The sequence below is a fragment of the Paraburkholderia sp. A3BS-1L genome (assembly GCF_051125215.1).
Classification (GTDB): Bacteria; Pseudomonadota; Gammaproteobacteria; order Burkholderiales; family Burkholderiaceae; genus Paraburkholderia.
In genome coordinates this window covers 718212-742421 of sequence record NZ_CP120444.1, presented here as the reverse complement: position 1 = coordinate 742421, position 24210 = coordinate 718212, and the positions used below count along the sequence as shown (strand labels likewise).

Below are 24210 nucleotides of genomic sequence, written 5' to 3'. Positions count from 1 at the left end.
GTCACGATAGCCGCGTGCGTGCGCCTGCACCACGAGCGCCGCGGCGGCCTATCGATCGGAACGAGCAGCAAGCAGGAACAACCAGGAGACAGAAGATGGCACATGCGATCAGGTTCCACGAGACCGGCGCACCGGAAGTGATGCGCTGGGAAGAAGTCGACGTGGGCGCGCCCGGTCCGGGCGAAGTGCGGCTGCGGCACGAAGCGGTCGGCCTGAATTTCGCGGATACGTATTTCCGCAGCGGCCTCTATCCCGTCCCGCTGCCGGCGGGCATGGGCGTGGAAGCCGCGGGCGTGGTGGAGGCGGTGGGCGCGGGCGTGACCAACGTCGCGCCCGGCGACCGCGTCACCTACACCGGCTTTATCAACACGCTGGGCGCATACAGCACGGAACGGCTGATTCCGGCCGCGCCGCTCATCAAGCTGCCCGACGCCATCGCCTGCGAAACGGCGGCGGCCATGACCATGCGCGGCCTCACGTCGGCGTACCTCATGCGCCGCATCTGGCCGCTGCAAGCGGGCGAGACGATTCTCGTGCACGCGGCGGCGGGCGGCGTGGGCCTGATCCTGTGCCAGTGGGCGAAGCTGCTGGGGCTGACGGTGATCGGCACGGTGTCGAACGAGGAGAAGGCCGCGGTGGCCCGCGCGCACGGCTGCGATCACGTGATCCTCTATCGCAGCGAAGACGTTGCGAAGCGCGTGCGCGAGCTGACCGATGGCGTGGGCGTTTCCGTGGTCTACGACAGCGTCGGCCAGGACACCTTCGCGGCGTCACTCGACTCGCTCAAGCGCCGTGGCTTGCTGGTCTGCGTGGGCACGGCCTCGGGCAAGGCGCCCGCGTTCGAACCGCAGGTGCTCGCGATGAAGGGCTCGCTCTACGTCACGCGCCCCGCGCTGGCCGACTACATCGCCGACCCCGCCGAGAAGACCGCGCTGGCCGATGAAATCTTCGGCCACGTCGCGGCGGGGCGCATCAAGATCGAGATCAACCAGCGCTACGCATTGCAGGACGCCGTGCAGGCGCACCGCGATATCGAAGCCCGCAAGACGACGGGTTCTTCCGTCTTCACGATCTGAGGCCGCCCATCATGAGAATCGAGCAACTGACCTGCGCGATCGGCGCGGAACTGGTGGGCGTGCGTCTGGGCGATGCGGTGCGCGACGACGCGCTGTTCGGGGAAATCAAGGCGGCGCTGCTCAAGCACAAGGTACTGTTCCTGCGCGACCAGCAACTCACGCGCGCCGACCATGTGGATTTCGCCAGACGATTCGGAGAGCTCGAGGGTCATCCGGTGGCGGGCAGCCACCCCGATCATCCGGGTCTCGTGCAGATCTACAAGACGCCTGACCAGCCCAACGACCGCTACGAAAACTCGTGGCACACCGACGCCACCTGGCGCGCCGCGCCGCCGATGGGCGCGGTGCTGCACTGCGTGGAATGCCCGCCGGTGGGCGGCGACACCATGTGGGCCAACATGGTGCTCGCCTACGAGAACCTGCCGCAGCACGTCAAGGAACAAATCGCGGACCTGCGCGCAAGCCACAGCATCCAGGCAAGCTTCGGCGCGGCGATGCCGATCGAAAAGCGCCTCGCGCTGAAGGCGCAGTATCCGGACGCCGAACATCCGGTCGTGCGCACGCACCCGGAAACGGGCGAGAAGGTGCTGTTCGTGAACGCCTTCACCACGCACTTCGTGAACTACCACACGCCCGCGCGCGTGCGCTACGGCCAGGACGGCAACCCGGGCGCAGGACACCTGCTCCAGTACCTCATCAGCCAGGCGTACATCCCCGAGTACCAGGTGCGCTGGCGCTGGCAGCCGGGCAGCGTGGCGATCTGGGACAACCGCAGCACGCAGCATTACGCGGTCATGGACTACCCGCCTTGCCACCGCAAGATGGAGCGCGCGGGGATCATCGGCGACGTGCCGTACTGATTGGCCACTGCCTGACCTGCGCACGACAGCAAAACACAATACTGGAGGAAGACATGCAATTTCTCGACAATTCGCTGCACCCCGAGAACATGGACAAGGTCGTCATCACGGTTGCGCCGTATGGCCCCGAATGGATGCCCGAAGACTTTCCCGAGGACATTCCCGTCACCATGGAAGAGCAGATCCAGAAGGCCGTGGATTGCTACAACGCAGGCGCAACGGTGCTGCACCTGCACGTGCGCGAACTGGACGGCAAGGGCTCCAAGCGCCTGTCCAAGTTCAACGAGCTGATTGCCGGCGTGCGCGCGGCGGTGCCGGACATGATCATCCAGGTGGGCGGCTCGATCTCGTTCGCGCCGGAAGACGACGGCCAGGCCGCGAAGTGGCTCTCGGACGACACGCGCCACATGCTCGCGGAACTCGAGCCGAAGCCCGACCAGGTGACCGTGGCGATCAACACCACGCAGATGAACATCATGGAGCTGCTCTACCCCGAGTATCTGGCGGGCACCTCGCTGGCGAATCCGGCGCTCCAGGCGGCGTATAGCGAAATGACGGTGCCGGCCGGCCCGCAGTGGCTCGAGGAGCATCTGCGCCGCCTGCATGCGTCGGGCATCCAGGCGCATTTCCAGCTGACCGGCATCCATGCGCTGGAAACGCTCGAACGCCTGATCCGCAAGGGCGCCTATCTCGGGCCGGTTAACCTGACGTGGATCGGCATCGGCGGCGGCTTCGACGGCCCGAACCCGTTCAACTTCTTCAACTTCGTGCACCGCGCCCCGCAGGGCTGCACGTTCACGGCGGAGTCGCTGCTCAAGAACGTGCTGCCGTTCAACATGATGGCGATGGCGATGGGCCTGCACCCGCGCTGCGGCATCGAGGATACGATCATCGGCCAGCATGGCCAGCGCATGACCTCGGTCGAGCAGATCGAGCAGTGCGTGCGCGTGGCGCACGAACTGGGCCGCGAGATCGCGTCGGGCAAGGAAGCGCGCGAGATCTACCGCATCGGCACCTTCTACAAGGACGCCGATGAGACGCTGGCCGCCAACGGCTATCTGCCGAACCACAAGCCCGCGGGTCTGGGCCTCGTGAAATCGGCGGCTTGATCATGGCGCGCCCCGAACCTGTCATCGTCATCGTCCCGGGGTTGCGCGACCACGTCGCGCAGCACTGGCAGACCCTGCTCGAAGCGCGCCTGCGCGCGCAGAACCGCCCGGTGGCCGCCGTGCCGCCGATGGGCCGCGACGACCTCGATTGCGCCGCGCGCGTCGAGGCCATCGAAGCCGTGGTCGCGGGCATCGACGCGCCCGTGATCATCGTTGCGCATAGCGGCGGCTGCGTGATGGTCGCGCATTGGGCGAGGCGCTATCCGCGTGCGATCGCAGGGGCGCTGCTGGCGGCGCCGCCCGACTTCGAGGCGCCGATGCCCGAAGGCTATCCGACGCTCGAAGCGCTCGACGCGAGCGGATGGCTGCCGGTGCCGCGCGCGCCGCTGCCGTTCCCGTCCATCGTGGCGGCGAGCCACGACGACCCGCTCGCCCGCTACGAACGCGTGCTCGAACTTGCGCGCGCGTGGCGCAGCGAGGTGGTCGATCTCGGCAACGTCGGTCACCTGAACCCAGCCAGCGGGTTTGGCGAATGGCCCGGCGCGGACGACCTGATCGCCGCGCTCGCGCGGCGTGCCGTACCCGTGTCGTAACCGATTCATCGATGGGCTCACGCGCGCTACGCTGTAAGGCGCGCGCGGTCAAAGCGATACAAGGCGGGCCGACACCGCTCTCGCTGCAGCACCAAATAAAAAAACACGCCAGATGGGTATATCCGAGGCGCGTTTCCGCGCCCGGACACCGTGATAATGATTCATGGAGACAAAAGTGGGAATGCAAGCGACTGCCGCACTGGGAGACGCCCCTGCGGGCGCACCAACCGTATCCCGGGCCTATGCCTGGAGTGTTTTCGCGCTGACTTTCGGCCTGCTGCTCGCCGATTACATGTCGCGCCAGGTCCTCAACGCCGTTTTTCCGCTGCTCAAAGCCGAGTGGATGCTCACCGACACGCAGTTAGGATCGCTGAGCAGCATCGTCTCGGTGATGGTGGGTCTGCTGACCTTTCCGTTCTCGCTGCTCGCGGACCGCTGGGGACGCGTGCGCAGCCTGATTCTGATGGCCGTGCTGTGGAGCATCGCCACGCTTGGCTGCGCCGTATCGGCCAGCTACGGGCAGATGTTCGCGGCGCGCTTCTTCGTGGGCGTGGGCGAGGCGGCCTACGGCAGCGTCGGCCTCGCGGTCGTGCTCAGCGTGTTTCCGGCGCATCTGCGCGCCACGCTCTCGGGTTCGTTTCTCGCGGGCGGCGCATTCGGCTCCATGCTCGGGATGGCGTTGAGCGGCATCGTGGCCGCGCATTTCGGCTGGCGCTGGTCGTTCGCGACTATGGCGGTGGTCGGCCTCGTGCTCTCGGTGATCTATCGCATCGTCGTGACCGAACGGCGGCTCGCGCCCGAGCGCGCACGCGTTGCTGCCAGCGCGGCGCGGCCCCGCTTCACGCCGCGCGGTCTCGCGCAGGCGCTGTTCACCTCGAAATCGGTCGGCTTTGCGTATGTGGCCTGCGGCGTCCAGCTGATCCTGCCGGGCGCGATGTTCGCGTGGCTGCCGAGCTATCTCGTGCGCACCTATGCGATGCGGCTCGACCGCGCGAGCGTGCTGGCCGCCGGCTTCGTGCTGATCTCAGGCATCGGCATGATCGTGTGCGGGGTGCTGACCGACCGCGTCAGCCGTCTCAACGGGACCCGCAAATGGACCATGGCCATCACGTATTGCGTGCTGGTGTTTGCGGCGTTCGCGAGCGCATTTCACGTGCCGCCGGGGCCGCTGCAACTCGTGCTGATCGGCGTCGGCATGTTTATGGCCTCGGGCGTGTGCGGGCCGACCGGCGCACTGGTGGCCGAACTCACGGCGCCTTCGATTCACGCCACGGCCATGGCGCTCTGGTCGCTCGCCAACAACCTGCTCGGCCTGGCCGCCGGCCCGGTCATCGTGGGCCTGATCGCCGATCGCATGGGCCTGCACATGGCGTTGCAATGGATTCCGTTCGCGGCGCTCGTGTCGGCGCTGCTGTTCGTGCTCGGCAAGCGCCGCTACGCGGGTGATCTCGCGCGGCAGCGCGAGGTATGAATAATGCCGTGGCTGGACAAGCCACGGCAGGTAGTCAGCAAAGCAGCAGGACAACAAGAAGAACAGCCGTTGACAAAGAGGAAGACAGCGGGCCGCACGCAAAGGGCAGCACCGCACGGCCTTGACAATAGTTTGGAGGAGAGAGCATGAAACGGAAGTTGAGCGTCTTGGCCGTACTCGCGGTCACGGCCGGCGCGGCACACGCGCAATCGTCGGTGACGCTGTTCGGCGCCATCGATACGGGGTTGCTGTATCAGAGCACTTCGGCGGCCTCGTTCGCGCCGAACGCGAAGAATCTGGGCCACGTGTTCGCGTTGAAGGACGCGGGCATCTATGCCAGCTTCTGGGGCATCAAGGGGACCGAGGACCTCGGCGGCGGCTACAAGGTCAATTTCAGGCTGCAAGGCGTGTTCAACAGTTCCACGGGCAAGCTCGGCCTCGCGGACACCGCGGGCGCCACGGCCATGTTCAATCAGCAGACGACCATTGGCATTTCAGGGCCGTTCGGCTCGATCGACGCGGGGCGGCAATACACCCCGATGATCTACGCGATGGCGGACACCGATGTGCGCAACGCGCAGTACTTCGGCAGTATCCTGAGCGCCTGGCTTGGGCTGAGCCAGGCGTCGGGGTGGCCCGGCACGAGCACCAACGTGCCGTATGGCGCGCTGTACGACAGCAACGCCATCGTCTATCAATCGCCGAAGTTCTACGGTGTTTCAGCGGCGCTCGAATATGCGCCGGGCGGCGTGCCGGGGCAAATCCAGGGCGGCACGCGCGAGTCGGCCGTGCTCAAGTATTCGAACTACGGCCTGAATCTGGCCGCCGTCTATTACAACGGCCACGATACGAACCTGCCGGCCAACGCCCCGGCCACCGGGCTCAACAACAACCGGCTCTACTACCTGGGCGCCAAGTACACGTTCCACGCGCTTTCGGTGTCGGCTTCGTACGGCATCGGCAAGAATCCGGCGAACACGCAGCACGGCGACTATGAAATGATTTCAGGCGGCCTTGGCTACCAGTTCACGCCGTACTTCAAGGTCACGTCGGGGTTCTATTATCTGAAGGACCGCAACGTCTCGGCAAACCATTCGAGCGAATATGCAGTCGGCGCCGAATACGGCGTGTCCAAGCGCACCCTGCTCTACGCGCAGGTGGGCTACGTGGACAACCATGGAACGATGAACCAGGCGATCACCTATGGCGCGCCGGTTGCGCCTGGCGTCTCGACCACGGCGGCGATGCTCGGCATTCGCCACACTTTCTGATTTCGCAGTTCGGCTAACGGGAGCGTTGCCATGAATAAAAAAGGAATCCTGCGCATGAGTGTGGCCGCCTCGATGGCGGCCTTGCTGGCGGGCGGGGCGGTGGGTGTGCGCGCACAGGGCGGCGAGACGGCGGGGGCATCGGCTTCATCGGCGGCTCAGGGGGCTCAGGGGGCTCAGGGGGCTCAGGGGGCGACAGCCGCGCCGGCTGCCTCCACAGCCCGAGAGGTGCGGAAGGCCAACCGTGCGCTCAGCCGCAAGGTGTACGCCGCGCTTGGCAAGCACAAGGAAATCGATGCGGGGAATATCAGCATCGTGGCGCGTGACGGCGCTGTGACGCTCAATGGCACGGTCGAGGAACAGTCGCAGATCGACACCGTGGCAGCTGTGGCGAAGGCCGTGCCGGGCGTGAAGTCGGTGACCAACAAGCTCACGGTGCAGCGGCCTCTCGGGCAGTAAGCGTCAGGGGCGGGCAAAGTTGGGCCAATGGGGCCCTCATTCTGCCCGCCTGCGCGACAACCATAAGACTAGCCGATAGAACAGATCGCCAATCGCGACTTTTATTATGTTCGCCGGGTTTATACGATAAGAGGGCATTCACACAAAAGCCGCCCCACAGGACCCGGAGGAACGATGGAGCACAAGGCCCGCACCCAGAACGAGCAGCTCGAAGTGAAAACGACGACCTGCTACATGTGCGCTTGCCGTTGCGGCATCCGCGTTCATTTGCGCGACGGCGAGGTGCGCTATATCGACGGCAACCCCGAGCACCCGCTCAACCAGGGCGTGATCTGCGCGAAAGGCTCGTCCGGCATCATGAAGCAGTATTCGCCCGCGCGGCTCACGCAGCCGCTCGTGCGCAAGCGCGGCGCCGAGCGCGGCACAGCGCAGTTCGAGCCGGTCTCGTGGGACGTGGCGTTCGACATGCTCGAAAAGCGCCTCGCCCACCTGCGCGCCACCGACCCCAAGCAATTCGCGCTCTTCACGGGCCGCGACCAGATGCAGGCGCTCACCGGCCTGTTCGCCAAACAGTTCGGCACGCCTAACTACGCGGCGCACGGCGGCTTCTGCTCGGCGAACATGGCGGCCGGCATGATCTATACGATGGGCGGCTCGTTCTGGGAGTTCGGCGGTCCCGACCTCGACAACGCGAAGCTGTTCTTCATGATCGGCACCGCCGAGGACCATCACTCGAATCCGCTGAAGATTGCGCTCTCGAAGTTCAAGCGCGCGGGCGGCCGCTTTATCGCCATCAATCCGGTGCGCACGGGCTACGCAGCGATTGCCGACGAATGGGTGCCGATTCGCCCCGGCACGGACGGCGCGCTCTTCATGGCGCTGATGCACGAGCTGATCGAGAGCGGTGCTTACGATCACGAGTTCGTCGAGCGCTACACGAACGGCGCGGAACTGCTCGACATGCGCACGGAAAGCGACACGTTCGGCCTGTTCGTGCGCGACCCCGCAGTAGAAGAGCGCAACGCGCTGTTTCCGCAAAACCACATGTGGTGGGACCTGAACACGCAGCGCGCCGTGCCGCATCACACGCCCGGCGCGCGGCCCGCGCTGGAAGGCCGCTATACGCTCGAAGACGGCACGCCCGTCGCGCCGTCGTTCGGGTTGCTGCGCGAGCGCATGGCCGAGTGCACACCCGAATGGGCCGCAGAAATCACCGGTATTCCCGCCGAAACGATCCGCCGGCTCGCGCGCGAAATGGCCGAGGTGGCGCGCGACCACAAGATCACGCTGCCGATCCGCTGGACCGACGCCTGGGGCGAAACGCACGAAACCGTGACCGGTGTGCCGATCGCGTTTCACGCGATGCGCGGCCTCGCGGCGCATTCGAACGGTTTTCAGTCGATCCGCGGGCTGGCGGTGCTGATGTCGCTGATGGGCACGATCGACCGGCCGGGCGGCTTCCGCCACAAGTCGCCGTATCCGCGCGCGGTGCCGCCCTCGGCGAAACCGCCTAACAAGCCCGAGGACGTCAAGCCGAACACGCCGCTCGCCAACGGCCCGCTCGGCTGGCCCGCCGCGCCCGAGGACCTGTTCATCGACGAGCACGGCGGCCCGGTGCGTATCGACAAGGCGTTCTCGTGGGAGTATCCGCTCGCCGTGCACGGCCTGATGCACAGCGTGATCACGAACGCCTGGCGCGGCGACCCGTACCCCATCGACACGCTGCTGATCTTCATGGCGAACATGGCGTGGAATTCGTCGATGAATACCGTGGAAGTGCGCAAGATGCTCGCGGACAAGCACGAAAACGGCGAGTACAAGATTCCGTTCCTCGTCGTATGCGACGCGTTCCAGTCGGAGATGACAGCGTTTGCCGACCTGATCCTGCCCGACACGACTTACCTCGAACGCCATGACGCGATGTCGATGCTCGACCGCCCGATCTCGGAGTTCGACGGTCCCGTGGATTCCGTGCGCGTGCCGGTGGTGCCGCCCACGGGCGAATGCAAGCCGTTCCAGGAAGTGCTGGTCGAGCTCGCGAGCCGTCTGAAGCTGCCCGCTTTCATGACGCCGGAAGGCACGCGCAAGTATCGCGACTATCCCGACTTCATCGTCAATCACCAGACGGCGCCGGGTTCGGGCGTGGGATTCCTGATCGGCTGGCGCGGCAAGGATGGCAAGGACGCCCTGGTGGGCGAGCCCAATCCGCGCCAGTGGGAGGAATACGCCAAGAACAATTGCGTCTATCACTACACGCTGCCCGAGTCGATTCAGTACATGCGCAACTGCAATGGGCCGTATCTGGACTTCGCGGTCGAAAAGGGCTTCCGCAAATTCAACGAGCCTATTGTCATTGCGCTTTATTCGGACGTGATGCAGAAGTTTCGCCTCGCGGCCCAGGGCAAGACCAAAGGACGCCAGCCGCCCGATCATCTGCGCGCACGCGTGGCGCAGTATTTTGATCCGCTGCCGTCGTATTACGCGCCGCTTGAGCACGCCTCCACCGATCACGCGAAGTATCCGCTCGCGGCGCTCACGCAGCGGCCGATGGCGATGTATCACTCGTGGGATTCGCAAAACGCGTGGCTGCGCCAGATTCATGGAGAGAACTATCTGTACATGAATCCGGGCACGGCCGCCGCGCAGGGCATCGCGGACGGCGGGTGGATCTACGTGGAATCGCAGTGGGGCAAGGTGCGCTGCATGGCGCGCTATAGCGAAGCGGTGGAGCCCGGCACGGTGTGGACGTGGAATGCGATCGGCAAGGCGGCGGGCGCATGGAATCTGGGCCCGGACGCGAACGAATCGCAGCGCGGCTTCCTGCTCAATCACCTGATCTCGGACGAAATTCCTGATGCGTCACAACCGGCCCAGCGCCCGGGGCGCGTCTCCAACTCCGATCCCATCACGGGGCAGGCGGCGTGGTACGACGTGCGCGTGCGCATCTATCCCGCCGAGCCCGACGCCGATCACACGCTGCCGCAGTTCGCGCCGATGCAGGCGCTGCCAGGCGTGACCGGCACGGGACCGGGAGGCGTGCTCAAGCGCGTCGTGCAGACCTATTTCGCGGGACGCGGCGAATTCGCCCGGCGGCTGCGCAAAGCCCCGCAAGACCATTGAACCGAGGAAACGGCTATGACACAGATGGCGCTCGTAATCGACCTGAACGTGTGCGTGGGCTGCCACGCATGCGTGACGAGCTGCAAGGAGTGGAACACCTCGGGGGAGGCGGGCAGTCTATCGGATAGCCGCCCCTACGACGCCGATCCTTCCGGCACGTTCTTCAATCGCGTGCAGACCTTCGAGGCCGGCACATTCCCGTTGGCCGACACGATTCATTTCCCGAAGTCGTGCCTGCACTGCGAAGATCCGCCCTGCGTGCCGGTCTGTCCGACCGGCGCCAGCTACAAGCGCAAGGAAGACGGCCTCGTGCTGGTCGACTACGACCGCTGCATCGGCTGCAAGTACTGCTCATGGGCCTGCCCGTATGGCGCGCGCGAGCTGGACGAAGAGCGCAAGGAGATGACCAAGTGCACGCTGTGCTCGGACCGCATCCATAACGAGGCGCTGCCCGAGCGCGACCGCAAGCCTGCCTGCGTGCTCGCATGCCCGACCTCGGCGCGTTTGTTCGGCGACATCCACGACCCGGATTCCGTGGTGTCGAAGGCGATTCGCGAGCGCGGCGGCTATCAGCTGATGCCCGAGTGGGGCACGCGGCCCGCCAATCACTATTTGCCGCGCCAGACGATGTCGTCGTGCGGCAGCGGATCGTGCTCGTGCAAGGGCGAAGCCGCCGATAGCGTACCGGCCTCGATCGAATCGCAGGTCGAACGCGGGGCGCTGAATCTCGCGTCGATCGCGACCCGCTCGCCGGCGCATTAATTACGCCAGAAAGGAACCAATATGAATCCGGCATTTTCCGTGGTGTTTCTTACCACCTTGATCGGCGCGGCGCAGGGGCTCGTGATTGCGCTCGTGGGCGTGGAGGCAGCGGGGCAGCTTGGCCTCGTCGATGGAGCGGCCGTGCCGCAACTCTTCTATGTGGTGGGCGCGGCGCTGTCGTGCGTGCTCGGCGCGGCGGGGCTGCTGGCGTCGTTCTTCCACCTCGGGCATCCCGAGCGCGCGTGGCGCGCCATCGCGATGTGGCGCACCTCGTGGCTCTCGCGCGAATGCCTGTGCCTGCCGCTGTTTCTCGCCTGCTCCTTCGCCTATGGCATGGCGCATGTATTCGGCTGGCCGCATGCGCTCGCAATTGGCGCAGTTGCCGTGCTGACGAGCGGGTTGCTGTTCGTCTGCACGGGCATGATCTACGCGTGCCTGCGCTTCCTCCAGGAATGGGCGACGCCGCTCACGCTCGTCAACTTCGCGCTGCTCGGCTGCGCCTCGGGCTTCACGCTGGCAACGGCATGCGCGGCGTGGCTCGCACCCGCGCTGGTCGGGCCGCTCGCGGTGCTGGCCTGCGTGCTGACGCTCGGCGGCTGTGCTTCGCGCGTCGCCTCGCTCGTGCGCAATGCGCGGCTGCGGCCCAAATCGACGGTACAGAGCGCGACCGGCATCCGCAGCGCACGCGTCGAGCAGAAGTCGCGCGGCTTCACGGCGGGCGCGTTCAACCTGCGCGAGTTCTTCCACGGCAAGACGCCGGCCACGCTCAAGCGGATCAAATGGACCTTCCTCGTGGCCGCGTTTGCCGTGCCGTTCGTGCTCGTCGCATTCGGCGCGAACGTGCGGCCGGTGGGCGCTTCATTGACGCTGCTGTGCGCCGCTGTGGTGATTCAGTATGCGGGGCTCGTGGCCGAGCGGTGGTTCTTCTTCGCGGAAGCGCGGCATCCGCAGAATGTTTATTATCGGCAGGCCTGATTTGCCGGCTTCGGAGTGGGGCACCTGAGTCGGCGCGACCGTGCGCGTTGAAAATCGACGAGTCACGTGTAGCCGTGCCACAGGTGCCCGAGTAAGCGCGTCGCCGTTCGTGCGACCGACCTGCCTTCGCAGACCAGAACGCGTTCGCCTTGAACCCTGCCGCAATTGCGGGTCAGGGCTTCCCGTTGATCGTCACCAGATACCGGGCGATCTCTTCGATACTTTCGGGTGGAAGCGGCGCGCCGTAGACTGCACGCATCTTGGTCACTTCGGCTTTCCAGTCGTCAAACGTCAGCGGTGGTTGCCGCATCACCATACCCGCGGAGTGACATATCAGGCAATGCGCGTTTGCGAGATCCGATCCCGCTCCCTGCGGGAAAGGGTCGCCTGTGGGCAGCGTAACCTGCGCGGTGTTCTCCGCCACGCTGCCCGGTGATTTGGCGGCGGCTACACCCGTTGCGACGGTGCCTGCGAAACAGATGGTGACCCATGCAACCCAAGCCCTCATGATTCGCTCCTCAAGCCGCAACGACGGTCATCGACTCAATCACATTACGCATGTAGCCGCCTGGATTCCAGTTTGGCTTGTCCGGCTGCTGGACACCGTCATTGTTGACAGCCTTCACCTTTAGCGCGAATTGGCCCGCATGCCGCGGAAGGAACGACGCTTCCCAGCGACGAAAGCTATATTTTCCGTGGTCCGGCCCAAGCTTTGCGGGCGTCCATGTCATCCCGTTGTCGGCCGAGAAATGGACCTCCCGGACGCCGGCATCGCCCCCGAACGCAATACCGCGTACCGGCTGCGACCTGCCGACATCCACGACAGCGCCGTCGCTCAGGTTCGTGATGAATGAGCGTGGCACCATCCGGGTGATCGGGACGGTCTTGATTCCGCTCTGACCCGGTGACACGTCCGCATGAGGCGTGTCCGGAATCTGATAGGCCTTGGCCATCCAGAAGTTGGTATCCGGCGTGTCGATGACCTCGATGTCATCGAGCATCTTCACCCAGTAAGTCGAATACCACCCGGGGACGACCAACCGCAGCGGAAACCCGTTCAGAAAGGGCAGCGGCTTGCCGTTCATTGCGAATGCCACCATCACTTCGCCATCGCGGGCGTGATCGACGCTCAGCGCCTTGACGAAGTCGGGCGTAGCCGGAATCGCGCCCGCATCGGCGCCATTGAAGCGCACCTGAACCGCGCCCGCCTTCACGCCCGCGCGGTCCAGAATGTCCTTGAGGCGCACGCCGGTCCAGCGCGCGTTACCCATCGCGCCATTGCCCCACTCTCCGCCCGCAACGCGCGGCTTGAAGAAGCCTCGCGAGTTCCCCGCGCACTGGTTGACGGCGGTGACCTCGACTCGCTCGAACTCCCTGGACAGCTCTGCAAGTCCGAGCACGACTTCGCGCCGCACTGCGCCATGAACCTTGACCCGGAAGCTGCGTGCGTCGATGCTCGTCGGTATGCCGGCCAGGTGCCAGCGCACAAAGAACTGATCGTTGGGTGTGAAAACACCCTGATCGAAAACAGAGAATGGTGTCTCCAGCAGCGGCGGACGGCTGCGGACCAACAGCATTTCGCCTTTTTGTGGAAACGCCGTAGTCAATTCCCGCAGCCCGTTTTCAAAGGGCAGGGTGATTGCATTTGCTGCTCTCGCAACGTCCGACAGCCCCCACGTAAGGCAACCAGCGCCGGCTGCCATGAAGGACTGCAGCAACTGACGACGCCTGATGTTGTATCCGTCGATCATCGCTTTCTCCGAGTCTGCGAACAGGTTGGCGCTTTGGTCGCGCCGGGAGATTCAGCCTGTATCCGAATGAATATATGCACTTCGAAAGCGGGACTCTACGCGGAGTTACCCGAGAGGTTTATCGGCTCGTTCCACTCGATATGCGTCGAAAACGGGTTTGCGAATGACCCGGCATCTCATCGAGCAGCCGGTTGCTCCTCGTATGGCAGCCCCTGCTCCATGAGAAGGGAGGGGTCACGCGATCACTCGTTCTACGACCCAAAGTAGAGCTTTACGTTTTTGGAGCCTGCTCTACAGGCGGGGTAACGCACGGAAACGGCTGGCGCCGTCATGGCGCTGCAGTTGTGCAACGCGGGAACTAGCCTCTTGCAAGGCCTGCGGCGCTGGCTAACGTTTGAAAACGGCTAACAGCGGTTGCAAACGGTTGAAACCAGCCTAGGTTGCAGCCGAATTTGGTAATTGACTTGCGTCAAGATAGTCGCATGGGAGATACGCGGGCGTAACCATGGCATGCTGCTCGCCCAGTGGATCTTGTATCGGCGAGCCGAACCTCATCGCCTCATCGCCGCGCCGAAGCCGAAAGATGATTCTTCAAGAACGCACGTGTGCGGTCCTGCTGCGGATCGCAAAGCAGCTGATCCGGCGGTCCTTCTTCGACCACCACCCCGCGGTCCATGAACACGATCTTGTCGGACACCTCGCCGGCAAAGCGCATTTCGTGGGTGACGATCAGCATGGTCATGTTTTCGGCGGCCAATTGCTTCATAACCGCATTCACCTCGTCGACCAGTTCCGGATCCAGTGCCGATGTGGCTTCGTCGAACAGCATGACCTTGGGCTGCATGGCCAACGATCGCGTAATAGCGACGCGCTGCTTCTGCCCGCCCGACAATTGCGACGGGTAAGCATCGATTTTGTTGGCGAGCCCCACCTTCGAGAGCAACTTCAGCGCGAGTTCGCGAGCGGCATCCTTGTTCATGCCCTTGAGTTTGACCGGACCCAGAATGATATTTTCCAGCACGGTCAAATGCGGAAACAGATTGAAGTGCTGAAACACCATGCCCATCTGCTGCCGCACGGCGTTGATGTGCTTCTCGAACGCGCGCCCCTTCAGCGGCTGATTCACCTGCATGCCGTCGAGCCACACCTCGCCCTGATTCAGGGTCTCCAGATGGTTGATCGAGCGAAGCAGCGTGCTTTTTCCCGACCCGCTCGGCCCGATGATCGCAACGATCTGGCCACGCGAAACGGACAGATCGATGCCCTTCAGGACCTCCACCGCGCCATAAGCTTTGCGGGCGTCCTTCACTTCAACCATGGGTTGCAATGCGCTCATCGCGTCACCTCGATATTTTTTTCGACACGCCGCAAGCCCGATTCCATTGCCAGATTGCACACGTAATAAAGCACGGCCACGCATAAATAAAATTCAAACGGACTGAACGTGTCGCTGATGGCGTGCTGCGCGCTATTGACGAGTTCCGCAATGCCGAGCACCGACACCAGAGACGAGTCCTTCAACAGGACAATCATGTTGTTGCCGATGGGCGGTATGGTTTTCCTCACCGCCTGCGGAATCACGATATGGAGCAGCGTCCGCCAACGGCCAAAACCGATGGAGCGCGCCGCCTCCGTCTGGCCATGGTCGACCGACACGATGCCCGCGCGAATGACGTCCGCGTTGTACGCGGCAAAATGCAGGCTGAGACCGATGATGCCGGCGCCGAAAGCGGGTATGTCGATGCCGATTTGCGCGAGCCCGAAGTAAATCAGAAAGAGCTGCAACAGCAGTGGCGTGCCCATGAACAGCCAGATGAAAAGGCGCACCGGATAGCAGACGAACCTGGGCGCGTAGAGCACGGCAAGCGCGAACACGATGCCGAACACCAGGCTCAGGAACGATGCCGTGACCGTGAGAATCACCGTCCACAGCAGGCCTTTGAGCAGCAGTCCGGTGTAGGGAAAAACGATGCTGAAATCGAGTGGTGACATCCGTGCTTCCTCAGCGGGGCGCGAAGCGCCTGTCCAGCAGATCGACGGCCTTCGCGACGACGTAAATGATGATCATGTATAGGACGGCCGCGATCGCGAAGATTTCGAATGGCTTGTAGGTGGAGCCGATATAGCGTTGCGCGGTATAGGTCAGCTCGACCACGGACACGGTCGAAACCAGTGCCGATCCCTTGACGAGCCCGATCGTGTTCACGCCGAGCGGACGTATCATCAGCCGCGCCGCCTGAGGCAAGACGATGAGCCGCATCGTCTGTGCGCGTGAAAGCCCGACCGAACGCGCGGCTTCGATGTGCCCGCGCTCGACATTCACGATCGCGCCGCGAATGGACTCCGACATGTAAGCGGCAATGTTCAACCCCAGCGCGATGTATCCGGCGGTGAAGGGATCGAGGTTCAGCCCGATCTGCGAGCCGCCGAAGTAGAGAAGGAATAGCTGAACCAGATTGGGCGTGCCGCGAAAGAGGCTGACGTATGCCGTGCAGAGCGTACGCAGGACGCGGTTATCGGAAAGCCGTCCGGCCACCAGGACGACGGCGACGACCAGTCCGATTAGCAGGGCAAGCGTCGAAATCTGCACGGTCACCCATGCCGCCTCCAGAAAAAACGGCAGGGTTCGTAGCATCAAGGTCATTGCAAGATCCATGAAATCTCCAGGGGCGCGAGACCGGGCCGGTCATGCGGGACGTTCAGCGAATATCGCTGCCGATCCACTGTTTGGAGATTTTCTCGTAGGTGCCGTCGGCCTTCATGTCGTCGAGCGCCTTTTGCAACGCCACCTTCAGTTCCGGATTGCCCTTGCGGACCGCGATGCCGATGCTATCCGGCGCCGCTTGCGCATTCGTGATCGTGAGCATCCGGACCTTCTGGCCCGTTTCCTTCACCGCGACCATGACCGGCACGCTATCCATGATGATTGCGTCGATGCGGCCGCTTTGAAGCTCCAGCAGCATCTCGGGCAGCCCCTTGTAGGTGCGCACGTTCCAGCCGTCCTGGGCTTGCGCCCACTTGTCGTTGGTGTCGCCGAGGACCACGCCGACGGTCTTGCCCTTGAGTTGATCGATTTTCTGAATCGGAGAATTCGCCGAGACCACGGCAACCCGTTCGACGTGGTAATACGGGCCGACGAAGTCCACGGCTTTTTCGCGCGCCGGCGTGATCGTCATCGAGGCGACGACGATGTCGTATTTCTTCGCCAGCAGGCCGCCGATGATGCCGTCGAAAGGCGCCGTCACAATCACGGGCTTGAGCTTCAATCGCCTGGCTAACTCTGAACCGATCGAGGCGTCGAAGCCGACGATCTGGTTCTTGTCGTTGGCGAAGCTGAAGGGTGGGTATTGGCCGCTCATCGCGATGCGAAGCTCGCCGCTGCTCTGCAGCGTCTGAAGTTCGTCGGCCGTGGCGGCGGAGTGAACGATAAGCGACAGCGCGATAGCAGCGGTGGCCATCGAGATCAGGCGCTTCAGATTGAGAATCATGGAAGTTGTCTCCTGCTATTTTGATCGTATGTCTATGCCAAGACGATGCGTCGTGAAAATCTTGACATAGTTCCAGTGGGCGGACACCCGGCAATGTGTCCGCGAATCGGAATTTGCGTCGGAATTGACCGGCATTTTGCCGGTTGGGTTGCCGCCCGGCGGCAACCGCACATCGCATTCGTTAGCGCAGCGCGGCCTCGATGCTGTCGCCGAGCACGCTGAGCAAATGATCCGCATTGGCGCGGCTGAAGATCATCGACGGACGCATTTTCAGCACGTTGTCGAAGGGGCCTTCCGTGCCCATCAGCACGCCGCGCTCGCGTGCGCCGTCGCAGATCTTCTTCGCGAGGGCCGTGGCGGGCTCGCGGCTCTTGCGCTCCAGTACCAGTTCGATGCCGAGGAACAAGCCTCGCCCGCGCACGTCGCCGATGACCTCGTAGCGCTTTTGCATCGCGCGGAAACCATCGAGCAGGTAGTGGCCGACTTCGAGCGCGTTGCGCTGCAGGCCGTCGCGTTCAATCACGTCGAGCACGGCGAGACCCGCGGCGCACGACACCGGGTTGCCGGCGAAGGTGTTGAAGTATTCCATGCCGTTGTTGAAGCTGTCGGCCACCTCGCGTGTGGTCACCAGCGCGGCCATCGGATGACCGTTGCCGATAGGCTTGCCCATGGTGACGATATCGGGCACCACGCCCTGCATTTCGAACGCCCACCAGTGGCTTCCGACCCGGCCGAAGCCCACCTGCACTTCGTCGGCTACGCACAGGCCACCGGCTGCGCGCACCATCGCGTAGACCGCTTGCAGATAGCCCTCGGGCAAGAAGATCTGCCCCGCCACGCTGGGAATGGATTCGGCCAGGAACAGCGCGGGCTTGCGGCCCAGCTTGCTCATGGCATCGATCTGCTCGGCGACGCTCTGCGCGAAACGCTTGCCATGCTCTTCGAGCGGCCAGTCCGCTGGCGCGCGGTAGCTGTCGGGAATATCGGCCTGGAATACGTGGTCCGGTTTGCCCTTGCCGCCCTTGCTCTTGTATTTGTAGGGGCTGAGATCGATCAGCTCATGGGTGTTGCCGTGATAGGCCCAGTCGAGCACCAGCGCGTCGCGGTTGCCGGTGTGGTTGCGCGCCATGCGCAGCATCAGGCTATTCGCCTCACTGCCCGAGCACGCGAACGAGGCCACCGATAGCCCTGCGGGCAACGTGGCGGTCAGGCGCTCGGCGTACGTGACGATAGTGTCGTGCAGATAGCGCGTGTTGGTATTGAGGATCGCGGCTTGCCGCGTGATCGCTTCCACCACGTCGGGATGCGCATGGCCGAGATGGCAGACATTGTTGAAGCAGTCGAGGTAGGCGCGGCCGCGATGGTCGATCAGCCAGACGCCGTCGCCGCGCACGAACTTGATCGGCTCCGCATAGGAAATCGACAGATTGGGCAGCAGGACGGCCTTGCGGCGCTCGACGAGTTCGGCGCGCGTGCGTCCGGTCTGCTTGAATGCCTCGGGCGGAATGCCGGCGAGCGCCGCGACGTCCGGAAACAGATCGGCCCATACGTCGAGGTAAGCGGTCTCGCCCACGCCCAGTATTTCGGTTGCCGACAAGCTCACGTCCGTCGACACCTGGAAATGCAGGTGCGGGGTCCAGCCGCCGTTCTCGCCGCTGCGGCCCATATACCCGACGAGGTCGCCTGCGGCCAGCTTCTGCCCCGGCTTCAGGCGCGCGAGCGCTTCGTGTCCCATGTGCCCCCAGAGCGTCACGAACGGTGGGCAGCCTTGTGGCTCGTGCAAGAGCGTGATCAGCCCGCCGTAGTCCTGTGGCTCGGGCTCGATCTGGACGCTGCGGACCGTGGCATCGAGCGGCGTGTAGACCGCGGTGCCGGCCGGCATGAACAGATCGACGCCGAGATGATGAATGCGATGCTGGCCGCTGATGAATCGCGATTCGAACGCGGCATTGCTGTAGACCGTGCGCTGCTCGCCCCACGGCCCCACGCCGAGCTGAATATGATGGCGTTCGCAGAAGTCGTTCCACCACGCGGTGGATTTGTCGGGACGCTGCGCGGCCGAGTCGATCGTCATCTCATGCGAGGCGTCGCCATAGGGCACGAGGGCCTTCGTCAAGGTGGCCGGATGCGGCCGCACGATCGGGGCGAAGTGTTTCGTGTTGGCGGCAATCCAGCGGCGCGTCGCGCCCGCGCCTTCCACCGCATCGAATCCGCAAGCCTTGCGCAGAATGGCCGTGGCAAAGCGCGGATTCATCGCGTCGAGCCGATGCAGCAGCCGCCACGCGGGTGCCTCGCTGATCGAGAGATAGGGGTTGTCTCGCGTGCGGTCGTGGCGCGAAGCCGAGAAAGTCACGCTGATGACGAGGCGCATGGCGATGAGATTGAACAGCACGTCGAGCTCTTCCGGCAGGAGCGGGTACTGGTCGTGAAAGCCGGCGACCAGCGCGCCCGCAGCGCCGATCGGATCTTCGGTGTCGAGGATCGAATAGGCGCACGCGATCGCAACGTCCGCGATCAGCACCGTATGGGCGGCGTCGCCGAAGTCGATCAATCCCGCGATGCGGCTGTGATCGGCTTCGTCGACCAGCACGTTCCAGTCGTTGGCGTCGTTATGGACGACCTGGGCGCGCAGGCGCGGCAGCTTCGGCGCGACGTGATTCTCGAAGCGCGCGATAAAGCGTTCGAGCATCGATCGCCTGTCTTCGTCGCGCACGAAATGCAAACGGGTGCGGGCGCGGGCCGCGTGCCGGACGTCCCAATCCAGATTGCGCAACGCGCCGGGATGCATGAACCCTTGCAAGGCGCGATCGAGATCGCCCATCGCGCGGCCAAGATTGCGCAGCAAATCGAAGCTGCGCTCGACCGTGGCGAGCGGCGTGCCCGGAATCCATTTCGCGAGCCGCACGGCGTGCTCCTCTCCGGTAGACGATACCGTCGACGCCAGCAGTTCGCCGGACAGGCTCGGCTTCAGATACGGGACGGGCATGCCCGAGCCGGCTTCGTTGAGGTGGTGCAGCAGCGCCGTCTGGAGTTCGCTCTCGACCCTGGGTTCGCTGGCGTTCACGATCTTCAGAATCCAGTCCGCACCGGTCTGCGTTTTCAGACGGAAGTTCCGGTCCCGCTCGCCTTCGAGCAAGGAGGCCGTGGCTGTCACGCCAAAAGTCTCTTCACCGAGTTTTTCGGCATCGGCGACAGTGTAGTGAGGTGCGGGACGGGAGAGATCGGTCATTTCGTGCTTCCAGCGTGGATTGACTAAAGGCCTGCTCAAAGCGTTGACGATAAGGAATCCATATTGACGGCCATGCGTGGACTCGAAAATCGTGAGAAGACGCAGAGCAATCCGGACCAAACGGTGAGTCGGGCCAGGGCCCGCGGCTTGCCGGGAAAGTCCTTAGCCGGACCGGCGTTTCGTTGAATGCGCATCCTGACCATATGTTGGCATGCGATGGGATTTACGACATCATGTATGTTGCCGGATTGCCCGGCAAAATGTCGGAATGGACCGGCATGTATTCGGTGGACAGGAAAGGTGACTGATGCGAGAGCTTGATGCAACTGACCGTGAAATTCTGACTGTCCTCTCCAAGGACGCCCGCATTGCGTTGAAGGCCCTGGCGGCCCGCATCGGGCTGTCGCGCAGCGCGACGAGCGAGCGCGTTGCCAATCTCGAGAGGAGCGGCGTGATACGGGGCTATCGCGCGGATATCGGCGAGATCAACCCCAATGTGATTCGCGCGATCCTGATGGTGAGCCTCAAGCGCACGCCCGCGAATCAACTGCTCGACTTGCTGGCGGAGCAGCCCGAAGTGCGGCGCGTTTCATCGGTCAGCGGGGAACTGGATCTGATCGTTGAGATCGAGGCAGGCAATATCGATGGCCTCAATCGTGTCCGCGACTGGGTCGCGAACTACGAGACGGTTGATGACCTGACGACGTCGATTGTCTTGCGGCGCGATATCGATCGGGAGATGCGCTGATCTCATGCGATCCATCGGCGTATCAATCGGAATCCTGAATAAATAAACCGTGCCGCGCCGGCCATGAATGGGAGCGTTTCCAGCCCCGCAGCCGGTTATTCGCCTGCAATGTAAATAAATCGTAAGCAGCCGAAATATCCCGTCATGAAAATGAAGTGATGCTGAAAGCAACCCGGAGATTTCGCTCATGCATTCCGGGTCAATCGCCCTCCGCCGTATTTCGATTGATCGTTCAATCAACTTAAAGCCCCATCCTGCGGTGCTTGCAGCCCCGTTTTGTCGCATCTGCGCAAGACCTCGTCGTAATTGCTACGTTTGTCCGCTTTTTGCCAAACGACTATTGACCGTGGGATGCACGCCTTCGCTTGCTTTCTTCCCGTAAGCCCCACCACAGCGAGTGACGGACCGGGGAAGCGGGGCGGGCACGCAGCTTGCGCCGGGCCACACGCAGTCCGTCCGCGAGCTTGCCGCCATCCCTTCCATGCGGAACCGATCGACGCTGTGCCAATCTCGAGGAGACGAAGATGAGCCGATTCCAGACCCTGCAGGCCTGCGCGCTGTTGTTTGCCGCGGCTGCCTGTTCCAGCACCTATGCGGCGGATCCCGCCGAATGCAAGGCGGTGCGCTTCGCCGACGTCGGCTGGACCGACATCGCGGCGACCACCGGTGTCGCGTCCACCATACTGGCCGGGCTCGGCTATGAGCCCACCAAGACCATCGCGTCGGTGCCTATCACGTTCGCGGGTCTGAAGAGCAAGCAGATCGACGTGTTCCTCGGTTACTGGTCGCCGACCATGGACCCGATGATCGCGCCGTTCACGAAAGCGGGCTCGATCAAGGTGCTGCCGACGCCGAACCTCACCGGCGCCAAATACACGCTCGCCGTGCCCGACTATGTGTATCAGGGCGGCCTGCATTCGTTCCAGGACATCGCGAAGTTCGCCGATAAATTGCAGGGCCGGATATACGGCATCGAGCCGGGCAACGACGGCAACCAGTTGATCCAGAAAATGATCACCTCGAACCAGTACGGCCTCGGCAAGTTCAAGCTCGTGGAGTCGAGCGAGGCGGGCATGCTGGTGCAGGTGAACCGGGCCGTGCGCGACAAGCAATGGGTGGTGTTCCTCGGCTGGGAGCCGCATCCGATGAACGTGCAGATGAAGATCGATTACCTCTCGGGCGGCGACGACGTCTTCGGGCCTAATTACGGCGAGGCTAAGGTCCTGACCGCGGAACCGCCCGATTACAGCACGCGCTGCCCGAACGTCGCGAAGTTCGTCTCCAACCTGCAGTTCACGACCGCCATCGAGAACCACCTGATGGTGCCTATTGCGGCCAAGGAAGACCCGAACAAGGCCGCTGCCGACTGGCTCAAGACCAATCCGCAGATGCTCGACAAGTGGCTCGCCGGGGTGACGACCCTCGACGGCAAGCCGGGCCTGCCCGCGGTGCGCGCGTATCTGGGCGCGCACTGACCTGCCTTTTCAGGCACGCCGCCGCCGTTCGCACCCGCTTGCGGACGGCCGGGACGCAGGGCGTCAAGGGCGCGCGGTGCAATTGCGCGCCTTTGACGATCCCTGAACGCCCCAATTGGCGCGGCAATTTTGTTTAGTTAGCGTAAGACCTCAGGAGGAATTGGATGGAGCAAGCGGGAATACGTGCGCGGAGTGCCGACGAAGTTGGCGCACGGAGCGAACACAGCCACGCGTTGCAGCGCGGCCTCACCTGGAAAGACGCATTTTGGGTCACGAGCGGCGTACCGGCCGGAGTGCTTTTCACGATCGGCGGCGTATGCGCGACGATAGGCCAGCCGGCCTGGGCCATCTGGATCGCATCGATCACGATGGGCCTCGTGCAAAGCGCCACGTATGCCGAGATTTCCGGCCTGTTCCCGCATAAATCGGGCGGCGCGTCGGTGTACGGCGCGATTGGCTGGGTACGCTACAGCAAGATGATTGCGCCGGTTTCGGTGTGGTGCAACTGGCTCGCCTGGTCGCCCATGCTCGCACTCGGCTGCGGCCTCGCCGCGAATTACGCGCTATCCACGCTGTTCGCTCCCGACGCGGCCATTCTGCAATGGCGCTGGACGCTCGCGAACCTGGACTTCATCAAGCCCGGCCTCACGCTGCGCATCAACGCGACTTTTCTGATTGCGGCGGCGTTCCTGCTCATCACGTTCCGGCTTCAGCATAGCGGCGCGTCGAAAGCCGCAAAAACGCAGAAGATTCTGGGCATTGCCTCACTTACACCGCTGCTGATCGTGGGCCTCGTGCCGTTCGTGACCGGCGACGTGCCCGCCACGCATCTCTTTCCGCTGCTGCCGCTCGGCCACGACGCGCACGGCAATCTGACCGCCTCGGTGTTTGGCGCATGGAATGGCCAGGGCGTGGTGATGGCGCTGGGCGCCATGTTCATGGCCGGCTGGGCCTCGTACGGCTTCGAGACCGCCGTGTGCTACACGCGTGAATTCCGCGATCCGCGCCGCGACACCGCGCGTGCGATTTTCTGGTCGGGCGCACTGTGCCTCGTGGTGATGACGCTCGTGCCGCTCGCTTTTCAGGGCTCGCTGGGCATGCAGGCCATGCTCGATCCGCGCATTGGTGACGGCACCGGCGTGGGCATGGCGATGGCGTCCATCGTGGGCGGCGGCGCATGGGTCGGCAACGCGGTGGTCGTGATGCTGATGCTCTCGATCCTGCTGATCGTGATGACTTCGATGATGGGATCCTCGCGCACGCTTTATCAGGCATCGGTGGACGGCTGGCTGCCGCGCTACCTCTCGCGCGTGAACGAGCACGGCGCGCCGACTGCTGCGATGTGGACGGATCTGGGCTTCAACCTCGTGCTGCTGGCGATGTCCGACTACATGACGGTACTGTCCATCTCGAACGTCTGCTACATGCTGTTTGTGTTTCTTAACCTGCAATCGGGCTGGATTCATCGCATGGATCGTCCAGCATGGGACCGTCCGTTCCGCTGCCCGACGTGGCTCTTGGCGCTGGGCGCGCTTTGCGGCTACGCGAATCTCGTGTTCGTTGGCGCGGGTGCGAATCTGCAAGGCGAGAATACCCTGCGCGATGGCTTGATTGCGATGCTGCTGATCGTGCCGGTGTTTGCGTATCGCCATTACTGGCAGGATCGCGGCCATTTTCCGGTGGGCAGCGCGCTCGATATGGAGGTGCAGATTCCGGCACGCAGCAAGTGGCGCGATATGTTGCCTTATGCCGCGTTGATTGGCGCAGCGTTGACGATTGCGGTTTCACATTATTTCGCGTCGAAGGTTTAGCAGGGCGGTTTTAAT

The 24210-nt window shown here is 63.6% G+C and carries 20 protein-coding genes; 13 read left to right on the top strand and 7 right to left on the bottom strand.

Annotation, left to right across the window (positions count from 1 at the left end; genetic code table 11):
• Window positions 1–95 precede the first annotated feature (95 nt).
• The 10 genes from P5W99_RS28485 (at window position 96) to P5W99_RS28440 (ending at window position 11693) form a co-directional block, all read left to right on the top strand.
• Window positions 96–1076, top strand: coding sequence for a quinone oxidoreductase family protein (locus P5W99_RS28485; protein ID WP_421027205.1), 981 nt, complete (start codon window positions 96–98; stop codon window positions 1074–1076).
• A gap of 11 nt (window positions 1077–1087) precedes the next feature.
• A complete protein-coding gene (locus P5W99_RS28480; RefSeq protein ID WP_421046781.1) occupies window positions 1088–1936 on the top strand; it encodes a TauD/TfdA dioxygenase family protein in 849 nt (282 codons plus the stop codon).
• Between the two features lie 53 nt (window positions 1937–1989).
• Complete coding sequence (locus P5W99_RS28475; protein ID WP_421027203.1) at window positions 1990–3045, top strand: 3-keto-5-aminohexanoate cleavage protein; 1056 nt, start codon at window positions 1990–1992, stop codon at window positions 3043–3045.
• A 2-nt stretch (window positions 3046–3047) separates the two neighbouring features.
• The gene (locus P5W99_RS28470) at window positions 3048–3638 is read left to right on the top strand and encodes an RBBP9/YdeN family alpha/beta hydrolase (protein ID WP_421027202.1); all 591 of its coding nucleotides are present in this window, start codon (window positions 3048–3050) and stop codon (window positions 3636–3638) included.
• A 181-nt stretch (window positions 3639–3819) separates the two neighbouring features.
• Complete coding sequence (locus P5W99_RS28465) at window positions 3820–5109, top strand: MFS transporter (protein ID WP_421027201.1); 1290 nt, start codon at window positions 3820–3822, stop codon at window positions 5107–5109.
• Between the two features lie 146 nt (window positions 5110–5255).
• A complete protein-coding gene (locus P5W99_RS28460; RefSeq protein WP_421027200.1) occupies window positions 5256–6380 on the top strand; it encodes a porin in 1125 nt (374 codons plus the stop codon).
• A 30-nt stretch (window positions 6381–6410) separates the two neighbouring features.
• Window positions 6411–6836 carry a BON domain-containing protein gene (locus tag P5W99_RS28455; protein WP_434664558.1) on the top strand — a complete coding sequence of 142 codons (426 nt, stop codon included), beginning with the start codon at window positions 6411–6413 and terminating at the stop codon, window positions 6834–6836.
• A 174-nt stretch (window positions 6837–7010) separates the two neighbouring features.
• Window positions 7011–9956, top strand: coding sequence for a molybdopterin oxidoreductase family protein (locus P5W99_RS28450; RefSeq protein WP_421027198.1), 2946 nt, complete (start codon window positions 7011–7013; stop codon window positions 9954–9956).
• Window positions 9957–9971: 15 nt separating this feature from the next.
• Window positions 9972–10718 carry a 4Fe-4S dicluster domain-containing protein gene (locus P5W99_RS28445; RefSeq protein ID WP_421027197.1) on the top strand — a complete coding sequence of 249 codons (747 nt, stop codon included), beginning with the start codon at window positions 9972–9974 and terminating at the stop codon, window positions 10716–10718.
• A gap of 21 nt (window positions 10719–10739) precedes the next feature.
• Window positions 10740–11693, top strand: coding sequence for a dimethyl sulfoxide reductase anchor subunit family protein (locus P5W99_RS28440; RefSeq protein WP_421027196.1), 954 nt, complete (start codon window positions 10740–10742; stop codon window positions 11691–11693).
• 172 nt (window positions 11694–11865) lie between these two features.
• Here the strand turns inward: P5W99_RS28440 and P5W99_RS28435 are convergent, their stop codons facing one another.
• From P5W99_RS28435 to P5W99_RS28405, 7 genes are all read right to left on the bottom strand, one after another.
• Window positions 11866–12201, bottom strand: a complete 336-nt coding sequence (locus P5W99_RS28435) for a c-type cytochrome (RefSeq protein WP_421027195.1) — start codon at window positions 12199–12201, stop codon at window positions 11866–11868.
• 10 nt (window positions 12202–12211) lie between these two features.
• Window positions 12212–13444, bottom strand: a complete 1233-nt coding sequence (locus P5W99_RS28430; protein ID WP_421027194.1) for a molybdopterin-dependent oxidoreductase — start codon at window positions 13442–13444, stop codon at window positions 12212–12214.
• Window positions 13445–14003: 559 nt separating this feature from the next.
• Complete coding sequence (locus P5W99_RS28425; RefSeq protein WP_421027999.1) at window positions 14004–14762, bottom strand: amino acid ABC transporter ATP-binding protein; 759 nt, start codon at window positions 14760–14762, stop codon at window positions 14004–14006.
• 14 nt (window positions 14763–14776) lie between these two features.
• Complete coding sequence (locus P5W99_RS28420) at window positions 14777–15436, bottom strand: amino acid ABC transporter permease (RefSeq protein WP_421027193.1); 660 nt, start codon at window positions 15434–15436, stop codon at window positions 14777–14779.
• 10 nt (window positions 15437–15446) lie between these two features.
• Window positions 15447–16100, bottom strand: coding sequence for an amino acid ABC transporter permease (locus P5W99_RS28415; protein ID WP_421027192.1), 654 nt, complete (start codon window positions 16098–16100; stop codon window positions 15447–15449).
• Between the two features lie 43 nt (window positions 16101–16143).
• Entirely contained in the window at window positions 16144–16932 is a 789-nt protein-coding gene (locus P5W99_RS28410; RefSeq protein WP_421027191.1) for an ABC transporter substrate-binding protein, read from the bottom strand.
• A gap of 181 nt (window positions 16933–17113) precedes the next feature.
• Entirely contained in the window at window positions 17114–20161 is a 3048-nt protein-coding gene (locus tag P5W99_RS28405) for an aminotransferase class III-fold pyridoxal phosphate-dependent enzyme (RefSeq protein ID WP_434664555.1), read from the bottom strand.
• Between the two features lie 307 nt (window positions 20162–20468).
• Between P5W99_RS28405 and P5W99_RS28400 the strand changes: the two genes are divergently transcribed.
• The 3 genes from P5W99_RS28400 to P5W99_RS28390 all read left to right on the top strand — a co-directional run bounded on the left by P5W99_RS28400 (window position 20469) and on the right by P5W99_RS28390 (window position 24195).
• Window positions 20469–20909: an Lrp/AsnC family transcriptional regulator gene (locus P5W99_RS28400; RefSeq protein WP_213306635.1), complete on the top strand. Its 441-nt coding sequence runs from the start codon at window positions 20469–20471 to the stop codon at window positions 20907–20909.
• A 524-nt stretch (window positions 20910–21433) separates the two neighbouring features.
• Window positions 21434–22384 carry a choline ABC transporter substrate-binding protein gene (locus tag P5W99_RS28395; protein ID WP_421027189.1) on the top strand — a complete coding sequence of 317 codons (951 nt, stop codon included), beginning with the start codon at window positions 21434–21436 and terminating at the stop codon, window positions 22382–22384.
• A gap of 164 nt (window positions 22385–22548) precedes the next feature.
• A complete protein-coding gene (locus P5W99_RS28390) occupies window positions 22549–24195 on the top strand; it encodes an APC family permease (protein WP_421027188.1) in 1647 nt (548 codons plus the stop codon).
• The last annotated feature ends 15 nt before the right edge of the window (window positions 24196–24210 follow it).

Coding starts and splice junctions, on each gene's coding strand:
- P5W99_RS28420 (WP_421027193.1), bottom strand. CDS start 15,436: ATGTCACCACTCGATTTCAGCATCGTTTTTCCCTACACCGGACTGCTG.
- P5W99_RS28405 (WP_434664555.1), bottom strand. CDS start 20,161: ATGACCGATCTCTCCCGTCCCGCACCTCACTACACTGTCGCCGATGCC.
- P5W99_RS28465 (WP_421027201.1), top strand. CDS start 3,820: ATGCAAGCGACTGCCGCACTGGGAGACGCCCCTGCGGGCGCACCAACC.
- P5W99_RS28390 (WP_421027188.1), top strand. CDS start 22,549: ATGGAGCAAGCGGGAATACGTGCGCGGAGTGCCGACGAAGTTGGCGCA.
- P5W99_RS28425 (WP_421027999.1), bottom strand. CDS start 14,762: ATGGTTGAAGTGAAGGACGCCCGCAAAGCTTATGGCGCGGTGGAGGTC.
- P5W99_RS28475 (WP_421027203.1), top strand. CDS start 1,990: ATGCAATTTCTCGACAATTCGCTGCACCCCGAGAACATGGACAAGGTC.
- P5W99_RS28480 (WP_421046781.1), top strand. CDS start 1,088: ATGAGAATCGAGCAACTGACCTGCGCGATCGGCGCGGAACTGGTGGGC.
- P5W99_RS28400 (WP_213306635.1), top strand. CDS start 20,469: ATGCGAGAGCTTGATGCAACTGACCGTGAAATTCTGACTGTCCTCTCC.
- P5W99_RS28440 (WP_421027196.1), top strand. CDS start 10,740: ATGAATCCGGCATTTTCCGTGGTGTTTCTTACCACCTTGATCGGCGCG.
- P5W99_RS28430 (WP_421027194.1), bottom strand. CDS start 13,444: ATGATCGACGGATACAACATCAGGCGTCGTCAGTTGCTGCAGTCCTTC.
- P5W99_RS28445 (WP_421027197.1), top strand. CDS start 9,972: ATGACACAGATGGCGCTCGTAATCGACCTGAACGTGTGCGTGGGCTGC.
- P5W99_RS28485 (WP_421027205.1), top strand. CDS start 96: ATGGCACATGCGATCAGGTTCCACGAGACCGGCGCACCGGAAGTGATG.
- P5W99_RS28450 (WP_421027198.1), top strand. CDS start 7,011: ATGGAGCACAAGGCCCGCACCCAGAACGAGCAGCTCGAAGTGAAAACG.
- P5W99_RS28415 (WP_421027192.1), bottom strand. CDS start 16,100: ATGGATCTTGCAATGACCTTGATGCTACGAACCCTGCCGTTTTTTCTG.
- P5W99_RS28455 (WP_434664558.1), top strand. CDS start 6,411: ATGAATAAAAAAGGAATCCTGCGCATGAGTGTGGCCGCCTCGATGGCG.
- P5W99_RS28395 (WP_421027189.1), top strand. CDS start 21,434: ATGAGCCGATTCCAGACCCTGCAGGCCTGCGCGCTGTTGTTTGCCGCG.
- P5W99_RS28410 (WP_421027191.1), bottom strand. CDS start 16,932: ATGATTCTCAATCTGAAGCGCCTGATCTCGATGGCCACCGCTGCTATC.
- P5W99_RS28435 (WP_421027195.1), bottom strand. CDS start 12,201: ATGAGGGCTTGGGTTGCATGGGTCACCATCTGTTTCGCAGGCACCGTC.
- P5W99_RS28470 (WP_421027202.1), top strand. CDS start 3,048: ATGGCGCGCCCCGAACCTGTCATCGTCATCGTCCCGGGGTTGCGCGAC.
- P5W99_RS28460 (WP_421027200.1), top strand. CDS start 5,256: ATGAAACGGAAGTTGAGCGTCTTGGCCGTACTCGCGGTCACGGCCGGC.